Origin of the sequence: Streptococcus gallinaceus (assembly GCF_040545695.1) — a bacterium.
GTDB lineage: Bacteria > Bacillota > Bacilli > Lactobacillales > Streptococcaceae > Streptococcus > Streptococcus gallinaceus.
On the sequence record NZ_JBEPMK010000003.1, the window covers coordinates 150540 to 167106 of the forward strand.

A 16567-nucleotide genomic window follows, 5' to 3' on the forward strand; every position below is an offset into this window, starting at 1 on the left:
CAATTGGTTGCTTTTTTACTCTTCTTCCTGACTAAATTGGCTCATGTAGAGGTCGTAATAGAAGCCCTTATCCGCCAAGAGGGTCTGGTGATTGCCCTGCTCGATGATTTGACCATCTTTTAAGACTAAAATCTTATCTGCCTCTTGAATGGTTGAGAGGCGGTGAGCGATGACAAAACTTGTTCGCCCTTGCATGAGATGTTTCATAGCTTTTTGAATCAGCAATTCCAAACGCGTATCAACCGATGAAGTTGCCTCGTCCAAAATGAGGATTTTAGGATCTGCTAGGAGCGCACGCGCAATGGTCAGCAATTGCTTTTGCCCAAGTGAAATATTGCTGGACTCTTGGTTCATTTCCATATTGTAACCGCCTGGCAAGGTACGAATGAAATGGTCCACATTAGCCGCCTTGGCAGCATCAATGATTTCTTGGTCACTGGCATTCAAGTTCCCAAAACGGAGATTTTCCTTGATAGAACCCTCATACAACCAAGCATCCTGCAAAACCATCCCAAACTGCTTGCGGTATTCTTGACGAGAAAGTGTCCGAATATCATGACCATCCACAGTAATCGAACCCTTGGTAACATCGTAAAATCGCATGAGAAGATTGATGAGAGTTGTTTTACCAGCCCCAGTCGGTCCGACAATAGCAACCATTTCTCCCGGCTTGACATCCAAGTTGAAGTCGCGAATGAGCGGTTTGCCCTCCACGTATTGGAAATCAACATGGTTGAAGCTAACTTGCCCTGTCAAATCCTTGTCCAGCACTTCTATCACTTGCGAAACTTCTTCCACTTCGTCAATCACTTGGAAAATCCGCTCCAAGGACGACTTAGCACTCTGCAAGACACCCGCCAATTGGGTCAAGGTCTGAATTGGTTGACCGATTTGGAAAACATACTGCACAAATGCCTGCACATTCCCAATGGTCATCTTGCCTGCCAAAACCTGCAATGAGCCAAAGAAGGCTACCAAAAGGTAGGTCATATCTGAAATACCATGTAAAATCGGCATCATAATCCCTGACATGAAACTCGCCTTAAATCCGACATCTTGGAGTTCGTCTGTGATTTGAGCGAATTCTGTCGCAGAAGCTTCCTCCCGACCATAGAGTTTCAAAATATTGAAACCAGTTAAGTTTTCTTGGACAAATCCATTCATCTGCCCGAGAACATTGGCTTGACGTTTAAAATAAGGCTGCGATCTTTTGACGAGAAATTGAGCCGTCACATAGGTCAATAGAATAGACAAAATCACGATAATAGCCAACTTGATATTAAGCACCAAGACCATGACAATGACTAAAACAAGAGTCAGAACAGCATTGATAATCTGCAAAAATGACTGTTGAAGAGCGTTTGAAACGGTCTCCACATCGGACGTAAAGCGTCCCAACATATCCCCAAACTGGTGTTTGTCAAAATAAGAAACAGGAATACGATTGATTTTCTCAGACAAGTCATTACGCAAATCTCGGATACTAGTCTGCACTGCCCGTGTCATGTAGAAATTTGAGCCATAAGAACCAATTTCATAGAAAAGAGCACGGATGGCATAAATGACCAAAATCCAAAAAATATAGCCAACATTGATGTGCGCACCTGGAACGCCTTTTGCCATATCAAGCAAATTGGCTGTCAACTCTGTGATGACAAGCCCCAAGACAAATGGCTCTAAGACATTCATGACTGAACTGACAATTTTCAGGAAAATCGCCAAAAAGAGCTGACCTTTGTACTTGCGTAAGTAGATCCACAAGCGTAAAAATACAGATTGTTCTTTCATCCTATTCTCCTTCCGTCAATGATTGATTGTTAAGCTGAGATTGGGCAATTTCACGGTAGATATCATTGGTCTGCATGAGTTCATCATGTGTCCCACGACCAACGATTTCGCCTTGATCCAAGACGATAATCTGGTCTGCATCCATAATGGTTCCCACACGTTGCGCCACGATAAGCACCGTTGCATTGTCCGTCACTTCCTTAAGACGACGACGCAGAGTCGCATCAGTCTTGTAGTCCAAGGCAGAAAATGAATCATCAAAAATATAAATATCTGGTGTTTTAACGACCGCACGCGCGATGGACAAACGTTGCTTCTGACCTCCAGAAAGGTTGCTACCACCTTCAGCCAAATGCGTCTCGTAACCCTCTTCCTTGCTTTGGATAAATTCTTTGGCTTGGGCCACATCCGCCGCCAAATCCAACTCGCCAAGGCTAGCGTCTTCTTTTCCGTACTTGAGATTTTCGGCAATGGTCCCTGTAAAGAGCAGAGCTTTCTGTGGAATAAAACCAATCTTTGAGCGGAGGGCTTTGAGATTGTAATCACGCACATCCACACCATCGACCAAGATTTTTCCGAGAGTCACATCGTAAAAACGCGGAATCAGATTGACCAAGGAAGACTTACCTGAGCCCGTTGACCCAATGAAAGCCACCGTTTCACCCGGTCTCGTCTTAAAGGAAATATTGTGCAAGACAGGAGATTCCGTCTCACCTGGATAGGCAAAGGTTACATTTTCAAATTCCAAATAACCACGTGTATCCGTCTCTGTCATACCATTTTCATTTTGACTGATGGAAATTGGCATAGCCATAACTTCTTCAATCCGACTACTAGAAACAGCCATACGAGGATACATAGTAAAGAGGTTGGCAAACATCAAGAATGAAAAGAGAGCGTGGAAGCTGTATTCGATAAAAGCGACCAAGTCTCCAATTTGGAGATTTCCTTTTGCCAATGGATCCAAGGCAAACCAGACAATAGAAACAATCATAGCGATGATGATTTGCACAAAGAGTGGCTCGGTCAAGCCAGTCAAGGTAAAGAGGCGTTTTGAAATACCCGAGTAGGTATCATTTTCTCCCGCAAAACGCTCTTCCTGGAAGTCTTCACGCGCAAAGGCACGGATAACACGCAATCCCATGAGGTTTTCACGGACATACTGGTTGATTTTGTCCAATGTTTTTTGTTGCTTTTCAGACAAGGGACGTGTTTTGACCGCCACATACCAGACAACAATGACCAAAAACGGCATGGCAACTGCTACAATCCAAGCAAGAGATGGACTGGTAATCAAAATCATGATGACAGAAAAAATCATCATCATTGGCGTAATCATCCCCAAACGGAGGGACATTTCTGCGAACTGCATCAAGACATAGGCATCACTCGTCATACGGGTCACAAGTGACGATACCCCAATTTTTTCAAACTCATGGTGCGAATAAGTCTGAAGCTTGTCATACATATCCGTCCGCATTTCCTTAATCATGGTTGTCACCAATTTACTAGAGGCAAAGGTTAGGAGAATCCGCCCTGCAATCCCCAGCAAGATGATGATGAACATGATAACGGACCAAAAATAAACTTTTGACAAATCACTTTTGGTAATCCCTTCATCAATCATTCGTGCCAAGACAGTTGGCATCCCAAGATTGACCAAGACGAAGAAAAAGCCACCGATGAGGTCCAAAACCAGTAAACCTGGATTTTTCTTCAAATAAGACCAAATTAACTTCATATATCTTCCTTTCTAGATAAGAGAAAGAAGCACATCAGTGCTTCTTCAATGTTCGATATGTCTATTTTAACATAAAAATAGAGTTTAGGTAAGTCTCGTACTGGTTAAGGTTTCTCGAGCGACCTTTTTCAGACGCAGTTGCAATAAAAGCCCACAGGAAACGATCCCCATAATCAGACCAATCCAGTAAGCGACGGGACCTAAATCCGTCGTATTTCCCAAAAGAAAAGCCAAAGGAAGGGACATACTCCAGTATGCTCCGACGCCAATCACAAAGGGCATGGTCGTATCCTTGTAACCGCGAAGAATTCCTTGCAGCGGCGCCGCAAAAGCATCAGCCAGTTGGAAAAAGAGGGCAAAGGTCAAGAAATTCGATGTCGTCTGGATAAACTCTGCATCGTGACCGTACAAACCAGCTACCTGTCCTCTGAAGAAATACAGAAACGTCAAGGTAAATCCAGCAAATCCCATTGCCACCAATCTCCCAATCCGTGTATAGTCTCGCACAGCTTGCGCTCGTTTGGCACCCAGTTCATAGGAAATAACGATTGGTAAAGCCATTGAAACGGAAACTGGAAAAGCATACATGAGGGTTGCAAAGTTCATTGCAGCTTGATGGGCAGCGATGATTTGCGAAGAAAACTTAGCCATCAACAGACCAACAACTGCGAAAATCGCTACCTCGGCAAATATTTGAAGGCCGATAGGAAGTCCCAAACGGAGGCCATCTACTAGCAACTTCGGATTGATGGGGCTCCATTTCCAAATCTGATAAGCACGAATGCGCTCATCCACTTGCATAACGACAAGAATGACCACCAGTAAAAGCCAGTAAGATAAGGAAGTTCCGAGCCCTGCTCCTGCTCCTCCCAATCTTGGTAGACCAAGTTTCCCAAAAATCAACACATAGTTGAAAAAGGAATTAAAGGGCACCAAAAGCAACATCAGGTACATAGACATGCGCGTCAATCCCAGTGCATCGAAGAAAGAGCAAAATACGCTAAAAAGCAAAAGTGGGAAAATACCTAGGCAGATAAACGATAAATACTGCTGTCCCACTGCCAATACATGTGGCTCTAAGCCAAATAGCCCCAAGGCAGGAATAGCTCCGAAATAAATCAGCAACAAGAGAAAAACGGACAAGCCACAAGCCAAGTAAAGAAATTGGTGCAATTCCTCTCGAATAGCAGCTTTTTCACCACGCCCCAAACGATGACCGATGATGGGCACCAGAGCTGAAACTATGCCTGTCAGCAAGGAGAAAAATGGATTCCAAAGCGAAGAAGCCATCGATACTCCGGCTAAATCTTGGGTGCTAAACTGCCCTGTCATCATGGTATCAATAAAGGAAGCCGAGAAATTGGCAAATTGATAAATCAAAATCGGTATAAAAAGTTTGAAAAAGAGAATGTATTTTTCTCTTAAAGTTTTGGTTGGGTGCATATCATCTCCTCAATCTAATCAGCATACAAGTCCCCAGCATCTCTCAATCTGAAAACAAAAGAAGCTAGGCCTGACAGCCTGCCTCTTCATTATATCCTATTTTATAGTTCTTTTAAACCTTAAATAGAATCTCCATTCCAGATGGAATTTTTCACGACAACATAATCCACATGTTTAAGACTTTGCAAATCTCGACCACCTGCGTAAGAGATAGAAGACTGCAAATCTTGTTCCATTTCGGTCAGGGTATCCTGCAAATGTCCTTTAGCTGGTAGAAGAATTTTCTTCCCTTCAACATTCTTATGCTCGCCCTTTTGGTACTCAGATGCTGAACCAAAATATTCTTTGAACTGCTCGCCATCCACTTCAACAGTCTTACCTGGACTTTCGATATGACCAGCAAAGAGTGAGCCAATCATGACCATGCTAGCACCAAATCGGATTGATTTTGCAATATCACCATGTGTACGAATCCCACCGTCTGCGATAATGGGTTTGCGTGCTGCTTTTGCACACCAACGTAGCGCCGCCAGCTGCCAACCACCTGTACCAAATCCAGTTTTTACTTTTGTGATACACACCTTACCTGGGCCAATTCCAACTTTTGTAGCATCTGCGCCAGCATTTTCTAGCTCACGCACCGCTTCAGGTGTACCAACATTTCCTGCGATGACAAAGGTCTCTGGTAGCTCTGACTTGATGTGCTTGATCATCTTGATAACGGACTCGGCATGACCATGAGCAATATCAATGGTCACATAGTCAGGGGCATCGTCTTTCAAACTTGTTACAAATTCGTATTCATAAGGTTTCACACCTACCGAGATAGAAGCAATCAAGCCTTGCGCGTGCATTTTTTGGATAAACTCCTTACGGCCGGCTTCGTCAAAACGGTGCATAATGTAAAAATAACCTTGTTTAGCCAGCATTTCTGCAACATCTTCATCGATGATAGTCTGCATATTGGCTGGAACCACTGGCAATTTAAAAGTATGCTTTCCGAATTGGACAGATGTATCTGCCTCAGAACGGCTATTGATAATACATTTATTTGGAATCAATTGGATATCTTCATAGTCAAAAACAGGTGTTTCATTAAACATATTCTTCTCCTTAGTTCGGTACTTTCTCATACTACTCTTATAATTATAGAGTATCATTCGTCATTTGTCAATGTACACAAAGACGAGACGCCTATAATTCGTTTTTTATTATAAAAAGAGACAAAAAAACACCATTCTATTCGCCTTATGGGAAATAAAATGATGTTTTTGTTGATTGTCTCTCATTCCGTTCGTTTATTATCTATTTTGTTCGTTGTTTTGAGTTAACTTTCCAACTTTTCCCGAACTTTTTGGATATCAGATACTTGAACTGCTAAGAAAATCGTATCTCCCAAGTGCAATTTACTATTTCCTTTGACGACTTGGCTACGTCCATGACGGACCTGCGACGTGATTAGTGCGCTATGTGGTAATTTCAAGTCACTGACAAATTTATCGGCGATTTTTTCAGAAACAACCACTTCAATCAGGGTCATTTCGTTATTAACTTGGACCTTTTCAGGAAGAAGGTTTTCAAGCATGGCTTCATAAACTGGCGCTCCACCAAGTAAGTCCATAACGACATAGGCGGTCAGACTGACCAATCCGATGACCATCAATTGCCGCATATCGCCCACCATTTCTGTCACCAAGATCATGGCTGTCAACGGCGCCTTGGAAATCGCTGCAAAAAATCCAGCCATCCCTAAAATGATAAAGAGCGTCACTTCTGACTGACTTATCATTCCCATATCAAAGGCAAGGCGCCCGCCAATCATTCCCAAAACAGAACCAAGAGCAAGGATTGGAAGGAAAATCCCGCCAGGCATACCACTACCATAGGACATCATACTCCAGACAAAGCGCACGATGAGATAGATAAGAAGCGTTGAAAGGAGCGGCATCTGATGTGGCAAACTCAACACCATGCCATTACCACCACCAAGCAACTCTGGCAAGTAATAACCAATTGGCAAAATCAGGACAAAGGCAATCAAACTATGGTAATAGGAGGACAAATGAAAGACTTTGCCTAACCAGCCATAAACCACGTTCATATTTAAAATGACTTTTTCATAAACAAAACCAGCCAAACCAAGAAAAATTCCCAGTAAAATGTAACCCCAGTAGTGTGGCAAGGCAAGGATTGGCAGATGATCAGGCATATTTAAGACCGGAGTGAGGCCAAATATGTTGAGCGAAATGAAGTTTGCTGTGATACTTGCTGCGAGGGCTGATATCCAGACAAGCCGTGAAAACTGATGATAGACCTCTTCCACGACAAATAGGAGACCGGCAATTGGAGCATTAAAAGCAGCTGCAAGTCCAGCCGCAGCACCACTGGCAATCAAACTACGTTTTTCCATCTGACTAGCCTTGAGCCAGGAAGCAACTCCTTTACCAGCAACTGCACCCAGCTGAATACTTGGCCCTTCACGTCCCAGCATGAGACCTGATCCAATGGCCAGGGTTCCTGCGATAAATTTCCGCCAAAGAACAGACCACCAATTTTGGTTCATCATTCCCTTTAGTTCTGCTTCCACGTGTGGAATCCCTGAGCCTTTAATATCTTCATCGCCTTTGACCAGCCAAGCCAGAATGAAAACTAAAATCAGATAAGCAACGGCAATTCCTAGTAGATAAAGTGGTTGACTATGAGAAGCCTTGTAGATATGCACGACAAATTCAAACAGTTTTTCAATCGCCAGCCGAAAAGCGGCGACAACTCCACCGGCAACAATCCCAACAAGGACACCGCGTAGTACATATCCCAAAATAGCCTGATGCACAAACCGGTATTCTTTCCTATAATTTTCCATATTCTCTCCTTTCCTTTGATAAAAGGTAGAAAGAATTTCTTCTTCTACCTTTTTTATTATTTACGATACATCTTGAATTGCAAGTACAAGTCATTATAGATACCCAGGTACTCACGTCCGAGATTATTATAAACTTCTAAATTTGCAATTGTTCCTTCTGTCGGATAAAAGGCTTTATCCGATGTGATTTCTTTTGGCAAGAGTGCTTTTGCAGCCTTGTTTGGTGTTGCATAACCAATGTATTCTGCATTACGAGCAGCAATTTCTGGTCGCAACATAAAATTGATAAACTGATAAGCTCCATCTACATTTTTTGCAGTTTTTGGGATGACCATATTATCAAACCAAAGGTTGGAACCTTTTGATGGAACTACATAATGCAAATGTTCATTGCCGTCTAGCATCTCGCTAGCCTCTCCTGAGAAGGAAACAGCTACTGCCGCTGCATCTTGAATCATATAGCCCTTGATTTCATCCGATACAATTGCCTTGATGTTGGGCGTCAAAGTATAGATGAGATTGGCTGCTTCTTCTAGCTCAGCCTTATTTTTACTATTCAGACTATAGCCCAGCGTTTGTAAGCCAATTCCCATCCCCTCACGGGCACCATCAACGAGCATAATGGAATCTCGAAATTCTGGTGAGAAGAGATCCCTCCATTCCTTGGGCGGATTTTTCACCATTTTATCATTGTAGACAATTCCCAAGGTTCCCCAGAAATAAGGAATCGAGTAGGCGTTTTTAGGGTCAAAACTAAGTCCCAAAAACTGACTATCGATATTTTCCAGACCATTAATTTTAGAATGGTCTAGTTTGACCAACATCTTTTCGTCCATCATCTCAGAAATCATATATTCAGACGGAACTGCCAAATCATAGACTGTTCCCCCTTGCTTGATTTTGGTATACATGGCTTCGTTGGAGTCAAATGTCTGGTAATCAACCTGAATCCCAGTTTCTTTTGTAAATTCCTTTAGCAAGTCTGGATCAATGTAATCGCCCCAGTTGTAAATAACCAACTTATCCGTCGTTCCAGCATTTGATTTATTTTCCAAACTAATTGTCAGGACAAATAGAATCAACACAATGGCAACAATACCTGAAAAAAATGAATACAAACGTTTCATTAAACTGTCTCCTCCTTCTCACGTGAAATGAAATAATATCCGATTACTAAAAGGACACTAAAGAGGAAAACGAGTGTTGACAAGGCATTGATTTCCAAGGAAATCCCTTGGCGCGCCCGAGAATAAATCTCAACAGATAGATTTGAATAGCCATTCCCTGTCACAAAGAAAGTAACCGCAAAGTCATCCAAGGAGTAGGTAAAGGCCATAAAATAACCTGCGATGATGGCCGGTGTCAAGTAGGGCAACATAATCTCTTTTAGCATTTGTGGCTGAGTTGCTCCCAAATCATAGGCTGCTGAAATCATATCTGCATTCATTTCCTTGAGGCGAGGCAAAACCATCAGCACCACAATCGGAATAGAAAAGGCCACATGACTGAGCAAGACTGTCAAAAATCCTAGCTGAAACTTAATCATGGTAAAGAGCAAAAGGAAGCTGGCACCAATCATAACATCTGGTGCTACCATGAGGATGTTATTGATAGACAGGAGTTGATTTTGAAAACGGTCCTTGGCTTGGTAGATATAAATTGCACCAAATGTCCCGATAACCGTCGCAATCAGTGAGCTGAGAAAGGCTAGCAAGAAAGTTTGAGCCAAAATCAACATAAGACGACTATCACCAAACATATTTTGGAAATACTCAAGAGTAAATCCTGTAAACCGATTCATGTCTCCGCCTGCATTGAAAGCGTAAGCCATGAGATAAAAAATCGGAAAATAGAGAATCACAAAGGCAAGTGCCAAATAAATCTTCGAAAACTTTTTCATTATTTTTTACGCTCCTTTGTTAACCACATGATGGCCAGCATAGCCACAATCAAGACAACTCCAATGGTTGAACCCATTCCAAGATTCTGAGTGGTCAAGAAGTGCTGTTCGATGGCTGTCCCGAGGGTAATCACGCGATTTCCTCCGATGAGACGAGTCAACATAAAGAGACTGAGACTCGGAATGAAAACTGCTTGCACACCTGAACGGACACCATTCATTGAGAGCGGAAAAATAACCTTTGTGAATGTCTGCCAATTATTTGCCCCAAGGTCACGACTGGCATTGATGAGATTGTGGTCCAAATCATCCAAGACGTTGAAAATGGGTAAAATCATGAACGGAATCTCAATGTAGCTGGCTACAGCGATGAATGAGAAATCCGTAAACAAGATTTGTTGGACTCCAAGTCCGAAAAATCCTAGAAATTGATTAATAGTCCCGTGTTGACCAAAAATCCCGATAAAGGCGTAAGCTTTAAGCAAGAGATTGACCCAGGTTGGCAAAATGATGAGCATGAGCCACAGCTGCTTGTGCTTGAGTTGCGTCAAGAAAAATGCAGTTGGATAGGCAATCAGCAAGGTCACCAGAGTGATAATTCCTGCATAGAGAATGGAGTTGAGGCTCATTCGCAAATAAGTCATATTGGGCGATGTAAAATAGGTCACGTAATTATCTAAGGTCAAATGACCGTTGATATCAAAAAAGGACTTATAAATGATGAGCAAAACCGGCGCAAAGACAAAGAGGAAGACCCAGATTGCATAAGGAAGTGCAAAGAGTCTAGAGGTTTTCTTCATTTCGTTCCTCTCTTTCCTCTTCAATGGCGTTAATCAAGCCATCTTCAACTTCTTCGATCTCTACATACTCTTCAATACGGGCGTCAAACTCTTCTTCAGTTTCGTTGAGACGCATGATATGGATGTCTTCGGGTTCAAAATCCAAGCCAATGACTTCTCCCTCGATGGCCTTACGCGTTGAATGAATCATCCATTCATTTTCCAAATCATCGTAGGCAATGATTTCATAGTGAACACCTCGGAACAGTTGAGTATCGACCTTAACCTGCAATTTTCCTTCTTCTGGAAGCGTAATGCGCAAATCTTCTGGACGGATAACGATTTCAACTTCTTCATTTGGACGCATCCCACCGTCAACCGCTTCAAAGCGTTTGCCATTGAACTCAACCAAGTAGTCCTCAATCATCCGACCTGGTAGAATGTTGGACTCACCGATAAAGGTCGCAACAAAGTGGTTGATGGGCTCGTCGTAGATGTCAACTGGTGTACCAGATTGGACGATTTCCCCGTCATTCATAACAAAAATCCAGTCTGACATCGCTAAGGCTTCTTCCTGATCATGCGTCACAAAGACAAAGGTGATGCCCAGACGTTGTTGCAATTCACGGAGTTCGTACTGCATTTCTGTTCGTAGCTTCAAGTCCAAGGCTGAAAGCGGCTCATCCAAGAGCACCACTCGCGGTTCATTGATAATGGCACGCGCAATGGCAACACGTTGACGCTGACCGCCAGATAATTTCTGGATAGAACGCTTTTCAAAACCTTCCAAACGAACCATTTTCAAAGCATCTTGTACACGACGATTGATTTCTTTTTTATCAACTTTTTGTAATTTTAGTGGAAAAGCCACATTTTCAAAGACTGTCATATGCGGAAAAAGGGCATAGGATTGAAAGACGGTGTGAACATCACGTTTATTGGTAGGAACATCATTGATGCGCTCTCCATCAAGGAAAATATCACCACTTGTTGCATCTAATAGGCCCGCGATAATATTCAAAATCGTTGATTTACCAGATCCTGATGCTCCTAAAAGGGTGTAAAATTTCCCTTCTTCCAACTCAAAGTTAATGTTTTTCAAAACGGTTGTCCCACTGTCTTCGAAGACCTTTGAAACATCCTTAAATTCGATAATTGGCTTTTTCAATTCTCATAAAATCCTTTTGATTGTATTACAGATTGAGGCTCTGTGTGGCCTATCTATGGCTACTGTAGCTTACTTGTCTCCTAAAATTCGAACTTCTCGCTCGAGTCGGATACCTGAGTTTTCTTCCACCTTTTCAATGACATGGGCAATCAATTCCTCATAGTCACCCGCTGTTCCATCTGCTACGTTGACCATGAATCCTGCATGTTTTTGCGAGACTTCTACGCCACCGATGCGGTAACCTTTCAAGTCAGCTTCCATAATCAATTGGCCTGCAAAATGTCCAACAGGACGCTTGAAAACAGATCCACATGATGGATATTCTAAGGGTTGCTTGAGCTCACGCAAATGTGTCAACCGCTTCATTTCTTGTTCAACCACTGTGTGATTTCCAGGTTTGAGAGCGAATTTTGCAGATAATACAATGGCTCCATTTTCCTGTAAAATCGATGACCGGTAGCCAAAACGCAACTCACGAGCATCCATGGTTGTTACATGACCAGACGGCGACAAGACTTGAGCGGATACCAAGATATGGGCTACTTCCCCACCGTAAGCCCCCGCATTCATAAAGACTGCACCGCCAACACTTCCTGGAATGCCACAAGCAAACTCAAAACCTGTCAAGGAATGGTGCAAGGCCACGCGCGTTGTTTCAATCAAATTTGCCCCAGCCTCTGCCTCAATCGTATAACCAGACACGGTGACCGAATTCAGACAATCCATCCGAATCACAAATCCACGGATACCACCATCTCGGACAATAATATTACTAGAATTTCCCAAAACCATCCAAGGGATATTTTCTTGGTTTGCAAATTCAACAATTCGAACAATTTCAAAGCGGTTACGAGGAAAAGCCAGATAGTCAACTGGACCTCCGACTTTTGTGTATGTATAGCCTTTTAAGGGCTCATCAAAACGAATATCAATTCCATTTAATGCCTTAGCAATTTTATCTCTCATAATGTCTCGATTCAAAAATAATATACTCTTGCTATTATATCATAATCTTAGCAGATCTTCTTAGAAAAAGAAAAAAGACTGGGATTGCTCCCTAGCCTTCTTTCCACTATTCTTCCACCAAAATTCCTTGAGTGTCTACACTTAGTTGGCAGACTTCTCCTTCTAGATTTTCGGCCTTGATTTTTGCAATGATTTGGTCGACTTTATCAAAAGGTGCTAGAACCATGACAGTTGGGCCTGCACCCGACAAGTAAGTAGCATAAGCACCATTTTCACGACTAATTGTTTTGATTGTGTGAAATTCCTTAACCAATTTTTGACGGTATTGCTCGTGGAACATATCTGATTCAATGGCTTGTCCGGCTCTTACCATGTCTCCTGTTAGGAGAGCTGCTACTGCTACATTGGCAATAGCGCTCGCGGCAACTGCTTTTTTATGAGATAGCTGATTAGGCAATACATTGCGGCTATCACTTGTGCGCAATTGGTAATCTGGAATGAAAGCAACAAAAGCCGTTTCAGGAAATGCTACGGTAACTGCATTGATTTTTTTATCGACGTAGGATGCAATGACCATATTTCCGAAAAGAGCTGGCGCAACATTGTCTGGATGACCTTCGATTTTCGTCGCGATTTCCAGCTTTTCTTCTTGACTTAGTTCCAATTTTCCGAGCTGATTGGCTAATTCAATTCCTGCTACAATGACCGAGCTAGAAGAGCCCAGTCCCCGTGCTAGAGGAATGTCGCTGACCATTTTTACGTGATGAGGTTGTAAGTCTGACTTGACTGTCAAGGCCGTTTTGATGAGCAAATTATACTTATCTGTCGGTACATAGTCCAAGTCGTGTTCGACAAACCAATCCTCTCGTTCTTCGAGGATTTCGATGGTCAGGTACTTCGACAAGGCAACACCGACCGAGTCAAATCCTGGTCCAATATTAGCTGACGTTGCTGGTACAGTAATTTTCATACTATTCTCCCAATACTTTAAAGATATTGCCAACTTGGAAATCAGATACAGTATTCAACTTTTCAGTAACATTTTCAAGTTGAGTCTTGCTCATCTCGTGTGTAACAATCACCAAACGGGCATGCTGTCCATCAGAAGCTTGATGCAAAATTTGCTTAAATGACACAGCTTCACTGTTGAAAATCTCTGCTGCGCGAAGCATTTTCCCATTTTCATCTGGCGTCGTAATAGAGAAATAGTACTCACTCTTGACATCATCTTTTGCTGCTAACTGAACAGGTCGACTAAAGTCATTGAAGGCTTTGCCGACATTGTCTTCTTTGAGACGGCGAACGATACGGATGATGTCAGCCGTTACGCTGGCAGCGGTTGGCTTTTGACCAGCCCCTGGCCCATAAAACATAGATTGCCCAATCCCAATTGACTCTACAAAGACTGCATTCATCACACCATTGACACTGGCAAGTGGGTGCTGTTTTGGCAAAAATGTCGGTGAAACTTCAGCTGACACACCTGACTCCGTCTCCTGAACATCGCCAACTAGCTTGATGACATAGCCCAATTCTTGGGCGACGGCCACATCTTCAGGACGAATATTTGAAATTCCTTTGTGGGCTACGTCATCAAAATCAATAGTCATCCCAAAGGCAAATTGGCTAAGAATAACTGCTTTGTAGGCCGCATCTATTCCTTCCACATCGTTAGTTGGGTCAGACTCCGCATAACCAAGTTCTTGCGCAGTTTGCAAAGCTTGCTCGTAAGTCCATCCTTCATCCACCATCTTGGTCATCATGAAGTTGGATGTACCGTTCAAGACACCGAGTACACGTGTAATCTTATCTGAAACGAAAGAATTTGCCAAGGTACGCAAGATTGGAATACCACCTGCTACCGCAGCTTCATAATAGAGGGCAACGCCGTGGTTTTCCGCAACAGCGCGCAGCTCTGAACCATGAACTGCCATCAAGTCTTTATTAGCTGTCACAACGTGTTTACCAGCTTCCAGAGCACGTGTAATAAATGTCTTAGCAGGCTCAATACGCCCCATGAGCTCAACGACAATTTGAATGCTTTCATCTGATAAAATCGCATCAATATTGGTCACAAAATCATAATCGTGTCCCACAGCTTGAAGGCGTTCTTTCTCAGCATCATCCCGCACTAAGACTTTTGCGATACGGATATCATCTTGTGCCGCTTGTTTGATTTTCTCTGTATTTTCTTTCAATAGGAAGGGTACGCCGCTTGCGACCGTTCCAAAACCTAATAAGGCGATATTGACAACCATATAATTCCCTCTTCGATTTCTATATTTTGAGTATTATACCAAATTTTCTGATAATTTGCCACTAGTTTTTTTGTTATAATAAAAGGAAAAAAACAAGGAGGTTCCTATGACCACAAGACAAAATCGTTCTGCTCAACGCCAAGAAAAGAAACGCCAGCAACGACGAAAACGAACCGGGATTGCACTGGCGCTTATTCTTCTACTCATTTCTACATTTTTAGTCGTAAAAACCAATGCCATTTCTCATTTATTTAATCATGAGACGACAAAAACTAGCACGGCAATTTCTAAGTCATCCGAAAAAAATACTGCAAAAAAATCAGAGACTGAGCAATCAACCACAGCCAGCTCGGCTACGGCTGCGGCAGACGTCAACTGGGTCAAACAGAAGGCTCCTGTCAAAGTTCCTATCCTCATGTACCATGCCATCCACGTCATGGGAGCAGGCGAGGAAGCCAATGCCAATCTGATTGTCGACCCAACAACCTTTGAAAGTCATTTACAAGCCTTGCAAAACGCAGGTTACTACACGCTTTCTCCTGAAGAAGCCTACAAGGTATTGACCGAAAATGTTTTACCAGAAGGTAAAAAAGTTGTCTGGCTTACCTTTGATGATAGCCTCTGGGATTTCCATGATGTGGCCTATTCTATCCTCAAAAAATACAACATGAAAGCCACCAACAATGTCATCACAGGTACTGTTGGCAATCAAGGCAATCTGACACTGGAGCAGATGAAGGAAATGAAGCAACATAACATTTCCCTACAAAGTCATACGGTCAATCACCCAGACTTGGAATATTCAAGCATTGAAAACCAAACAGCTGAGCTACAAAATTCGAAACACTATCTCGATACTGAACTCAACCAGGACACTATTGCCGTCGCCTACCCAGCAGGACGCTACTCAAACGACACCTTAACCATCGCTGGAAACAGCAACTACAAACTCGGTGTTACGACAAATGAAGGACTTGCAACTGCTGCTAATGGCTTACTCAGCCTAAACCGTGTACGCATGCTTCCTGTCACTACAGCAGATATCTTGTTACAGAGCATTTTAACAGATTAATATACCTGTTCTTCACACTCGTACAATACCTTTTTCTATATTCAAAGCAGATATTAAGGTAGATAAAAGTAATTCAAAGAATAATCCCTTAATCAACCATTCTTCTAATACCATCGGAACGCTGTCTAAAAATCTAGCTAACATCATAAATAAGACAACATAGTAGAAAGGAATAAAAAAACATGCAGAACAAAAAACAAGTTCACCGCTTGAAAATAATTTGGCAACTACTGAAAGTAACAGGTTTTACTACTTTCCTTGCTTCCTTTTTTAGTTTTATCTTTTTAGCGGCTGGTTTATTGCTATGGTTGGAACCTGATTTTACTAGCTATGGAAACAGTCTTTGGTATTGTTTTGTGACAGCAACGACCGTGGGATACGGTGATTTACTAGTTACAACGACTTTAGGTAGACTGATTAGCATTTTGTTAGCCTTTTATGGCATTCTTTTTCTGGGGAGTATGTCTGGTCTGATAGTCAGCTATTATACTGAAGTCAGTACACAATATGCTTTAATAGTCGAAAATGATAAGAAAAAAATAAATTCCCAATAGCATGACCACTGAAAAAGTCATCTATAACAATATCT

General features: G+C 42.4%; 14 protein-coding genes. 2 read left to right on the forward strand and 12 right to left on the reverse strand.

Features of this window, described 5'->3' with window-relative positions:
• Positions 1-15 precede the first annotated feature (15 nt).
• From ABID27_RS04965 to ABID27_RS05020, 12 genes are all read right to left on the reverse strand, one after another.
• A complete protein-coding gene (locus ABID27_RS04965) occupies positions 16-1788 on the reverse strand; it encodes an ABC transporter ATP-binding protein (RefSeq protein ID WP_253364317.1) in 1773 nt (590 codons plus the stop codon).
• A 1-nt stretch (position 1789) separates the two neighbouring features.
• On the reverse strand, positions 1790-3529 hold the full coding sequence (locus ABID27_RS04970; RefSeq protein ID WP_253364315.1) for an ABC transporter ATP-binding protein: 1740 nt from the start codon (positions 3527-3529) through the stop codon (positions 1790-1792).
• Between the two features lie 84 nt (positions 3530-3613).
• Positions 3614-4972, reverse strand: coding sequence for an MATE family efflux transporter (locus ABID27_RS04975; RefSeq protein WP_354280662.1), 1359 nt, complete (start codon positions 4970-4972; stop codon positions 3614-3616).
• A 119-nt stretch (positions 4973-5091) separates the two neighbouring features.
• A complete protein-coding gene (guaC, locus tag ABID27_RS04980; protein ID WP_354280664.1) occupies positions 5092-6075 on the reverse strand; it encodes a GMP reductase in 984 nt (327 codons plus the stop codon).
• A gap of 224 nt (positions 6076-6299) precedes the next feature.
• Positions 6300-7835: a ClC family H(+)/Cl(-) exchange transporter gene (locus ABID27_RS04985; RefSeq protein WP_354280666.1), complete on the reverse strand. Its 1536-nt coding sequence runs from the start codon at positions 7833-7835 to the stop codon at positions 6300-6302.
• Positions 7836-7891: 56 nt separating this feature from the next.
• A complete protein-coding gene (locus ABID27_RS04990; protein ID WP_354280668.1) occupies positions 7892-8962 on the reverse strand; it encodes an ABC transporter substrate-binding protein in 1071 nt (356 codons plus the stop codon).
• Positions 8962-9735 carry an ABC transporter permease gene (locus ABID27_RS04995; protein ID WP_253364305.1) on the reverse strand — a complete coding sequence of 258 codons (774 nt, stop codon included), beginning with the start codon at positions 9733-9735 and terminating at the stop codon, positions 8962-8964. The genes ABID27_RS04990 and ABID27_RS04995 overlap by 1 nt, the downstream gene beginning before the upstream one ends.
• Positions 9735-10535, reverse strand: coding sequence for an ABC transporter permease (locus ABID27_RS05000; protein WP_354280671.1), 801 nt, complete (start codon positions 10533-10535; stop codon positions 9735-9737). Before ABID27_RS05000 ends, ABID27_RS04995 begins: the two co-directional genes overlap by 1 nt.
• A complete protein-coding gene (locus tag ABID27_RS05005) occupies positions 10519-11682 on the reverse strand; it encodes an ABC transporter ATP-binding protein (RefSeq protein WP_354280673.1) in 1164 nt (387 codons plus the stop codon). The genes ABID27_RS05000 and ABID27_RS05005 overlap by 17 nt, the downstream gene beginning before the upstream one ends.
• 69 nt (positions 11683-11751) lie before the next feature.
• Positions 11752-12648, reverse strand: a complete 897-nt coding sequence (gene murB / locus ABID27_RS05010; protein ID WP_253364299.1) for a UDP-N-acetylmuramate dehydrogenase — start codon at positions 12646-12648, stop codon at positions 11752-11754.
• A 106-nt stretch (positions 12649-12754) separates the two neighbouring features.
• The gene (gene thrB, locus ABID27_RS05015) at positions 12755-13618 is read right to left on the reverse strand and encodes a homoserine kinase (protein ID WP_354280675.1); all 864 of its coding nucleotides are present in this window, start codon (positions 13616-13618) and stop codon (positions 12755-12757) included.
• 1 nt (position 13619) lies between these two features.
• Positions 13620-14906 (reverse strand): homoserine dehydrogenase, encoded by a 1287-nt coding sequence (locus tag ABID27_RS05020; protein WP_354280677.1) that lies wholly within the window; start codon positions 14904-14906, stop codon positions 13620-13622.
• Between the two features lie 106 nt (positions 14907-15012).
• Between ABID27_RS05020 and ABID27_RS05025 the strand changes: the two genes are divergently transcribed.
• Positions 15013-15978, forward strand: coding sequence for a polysaccharide deacetylase family protein (locus ABID27_RS05025; protein ID WP_354280679.1), 966 nt, complete (start codon positions 15013-15015; stop codon positions 15976-15978).
• A gap of 182 nt (positions 15979-16160) precedes the next feature.
• Complete coding sequence (locus ABID27_RS05030; protein ID WP_354280681.1) at positions 16161-16532, forward strand: potassium channel family protein; 372 nt, start codon at positions 16161-16163, stop codon at positions 16530-16532.
• Positions 16533-16567: the final 35 nt, after the last annotated feature.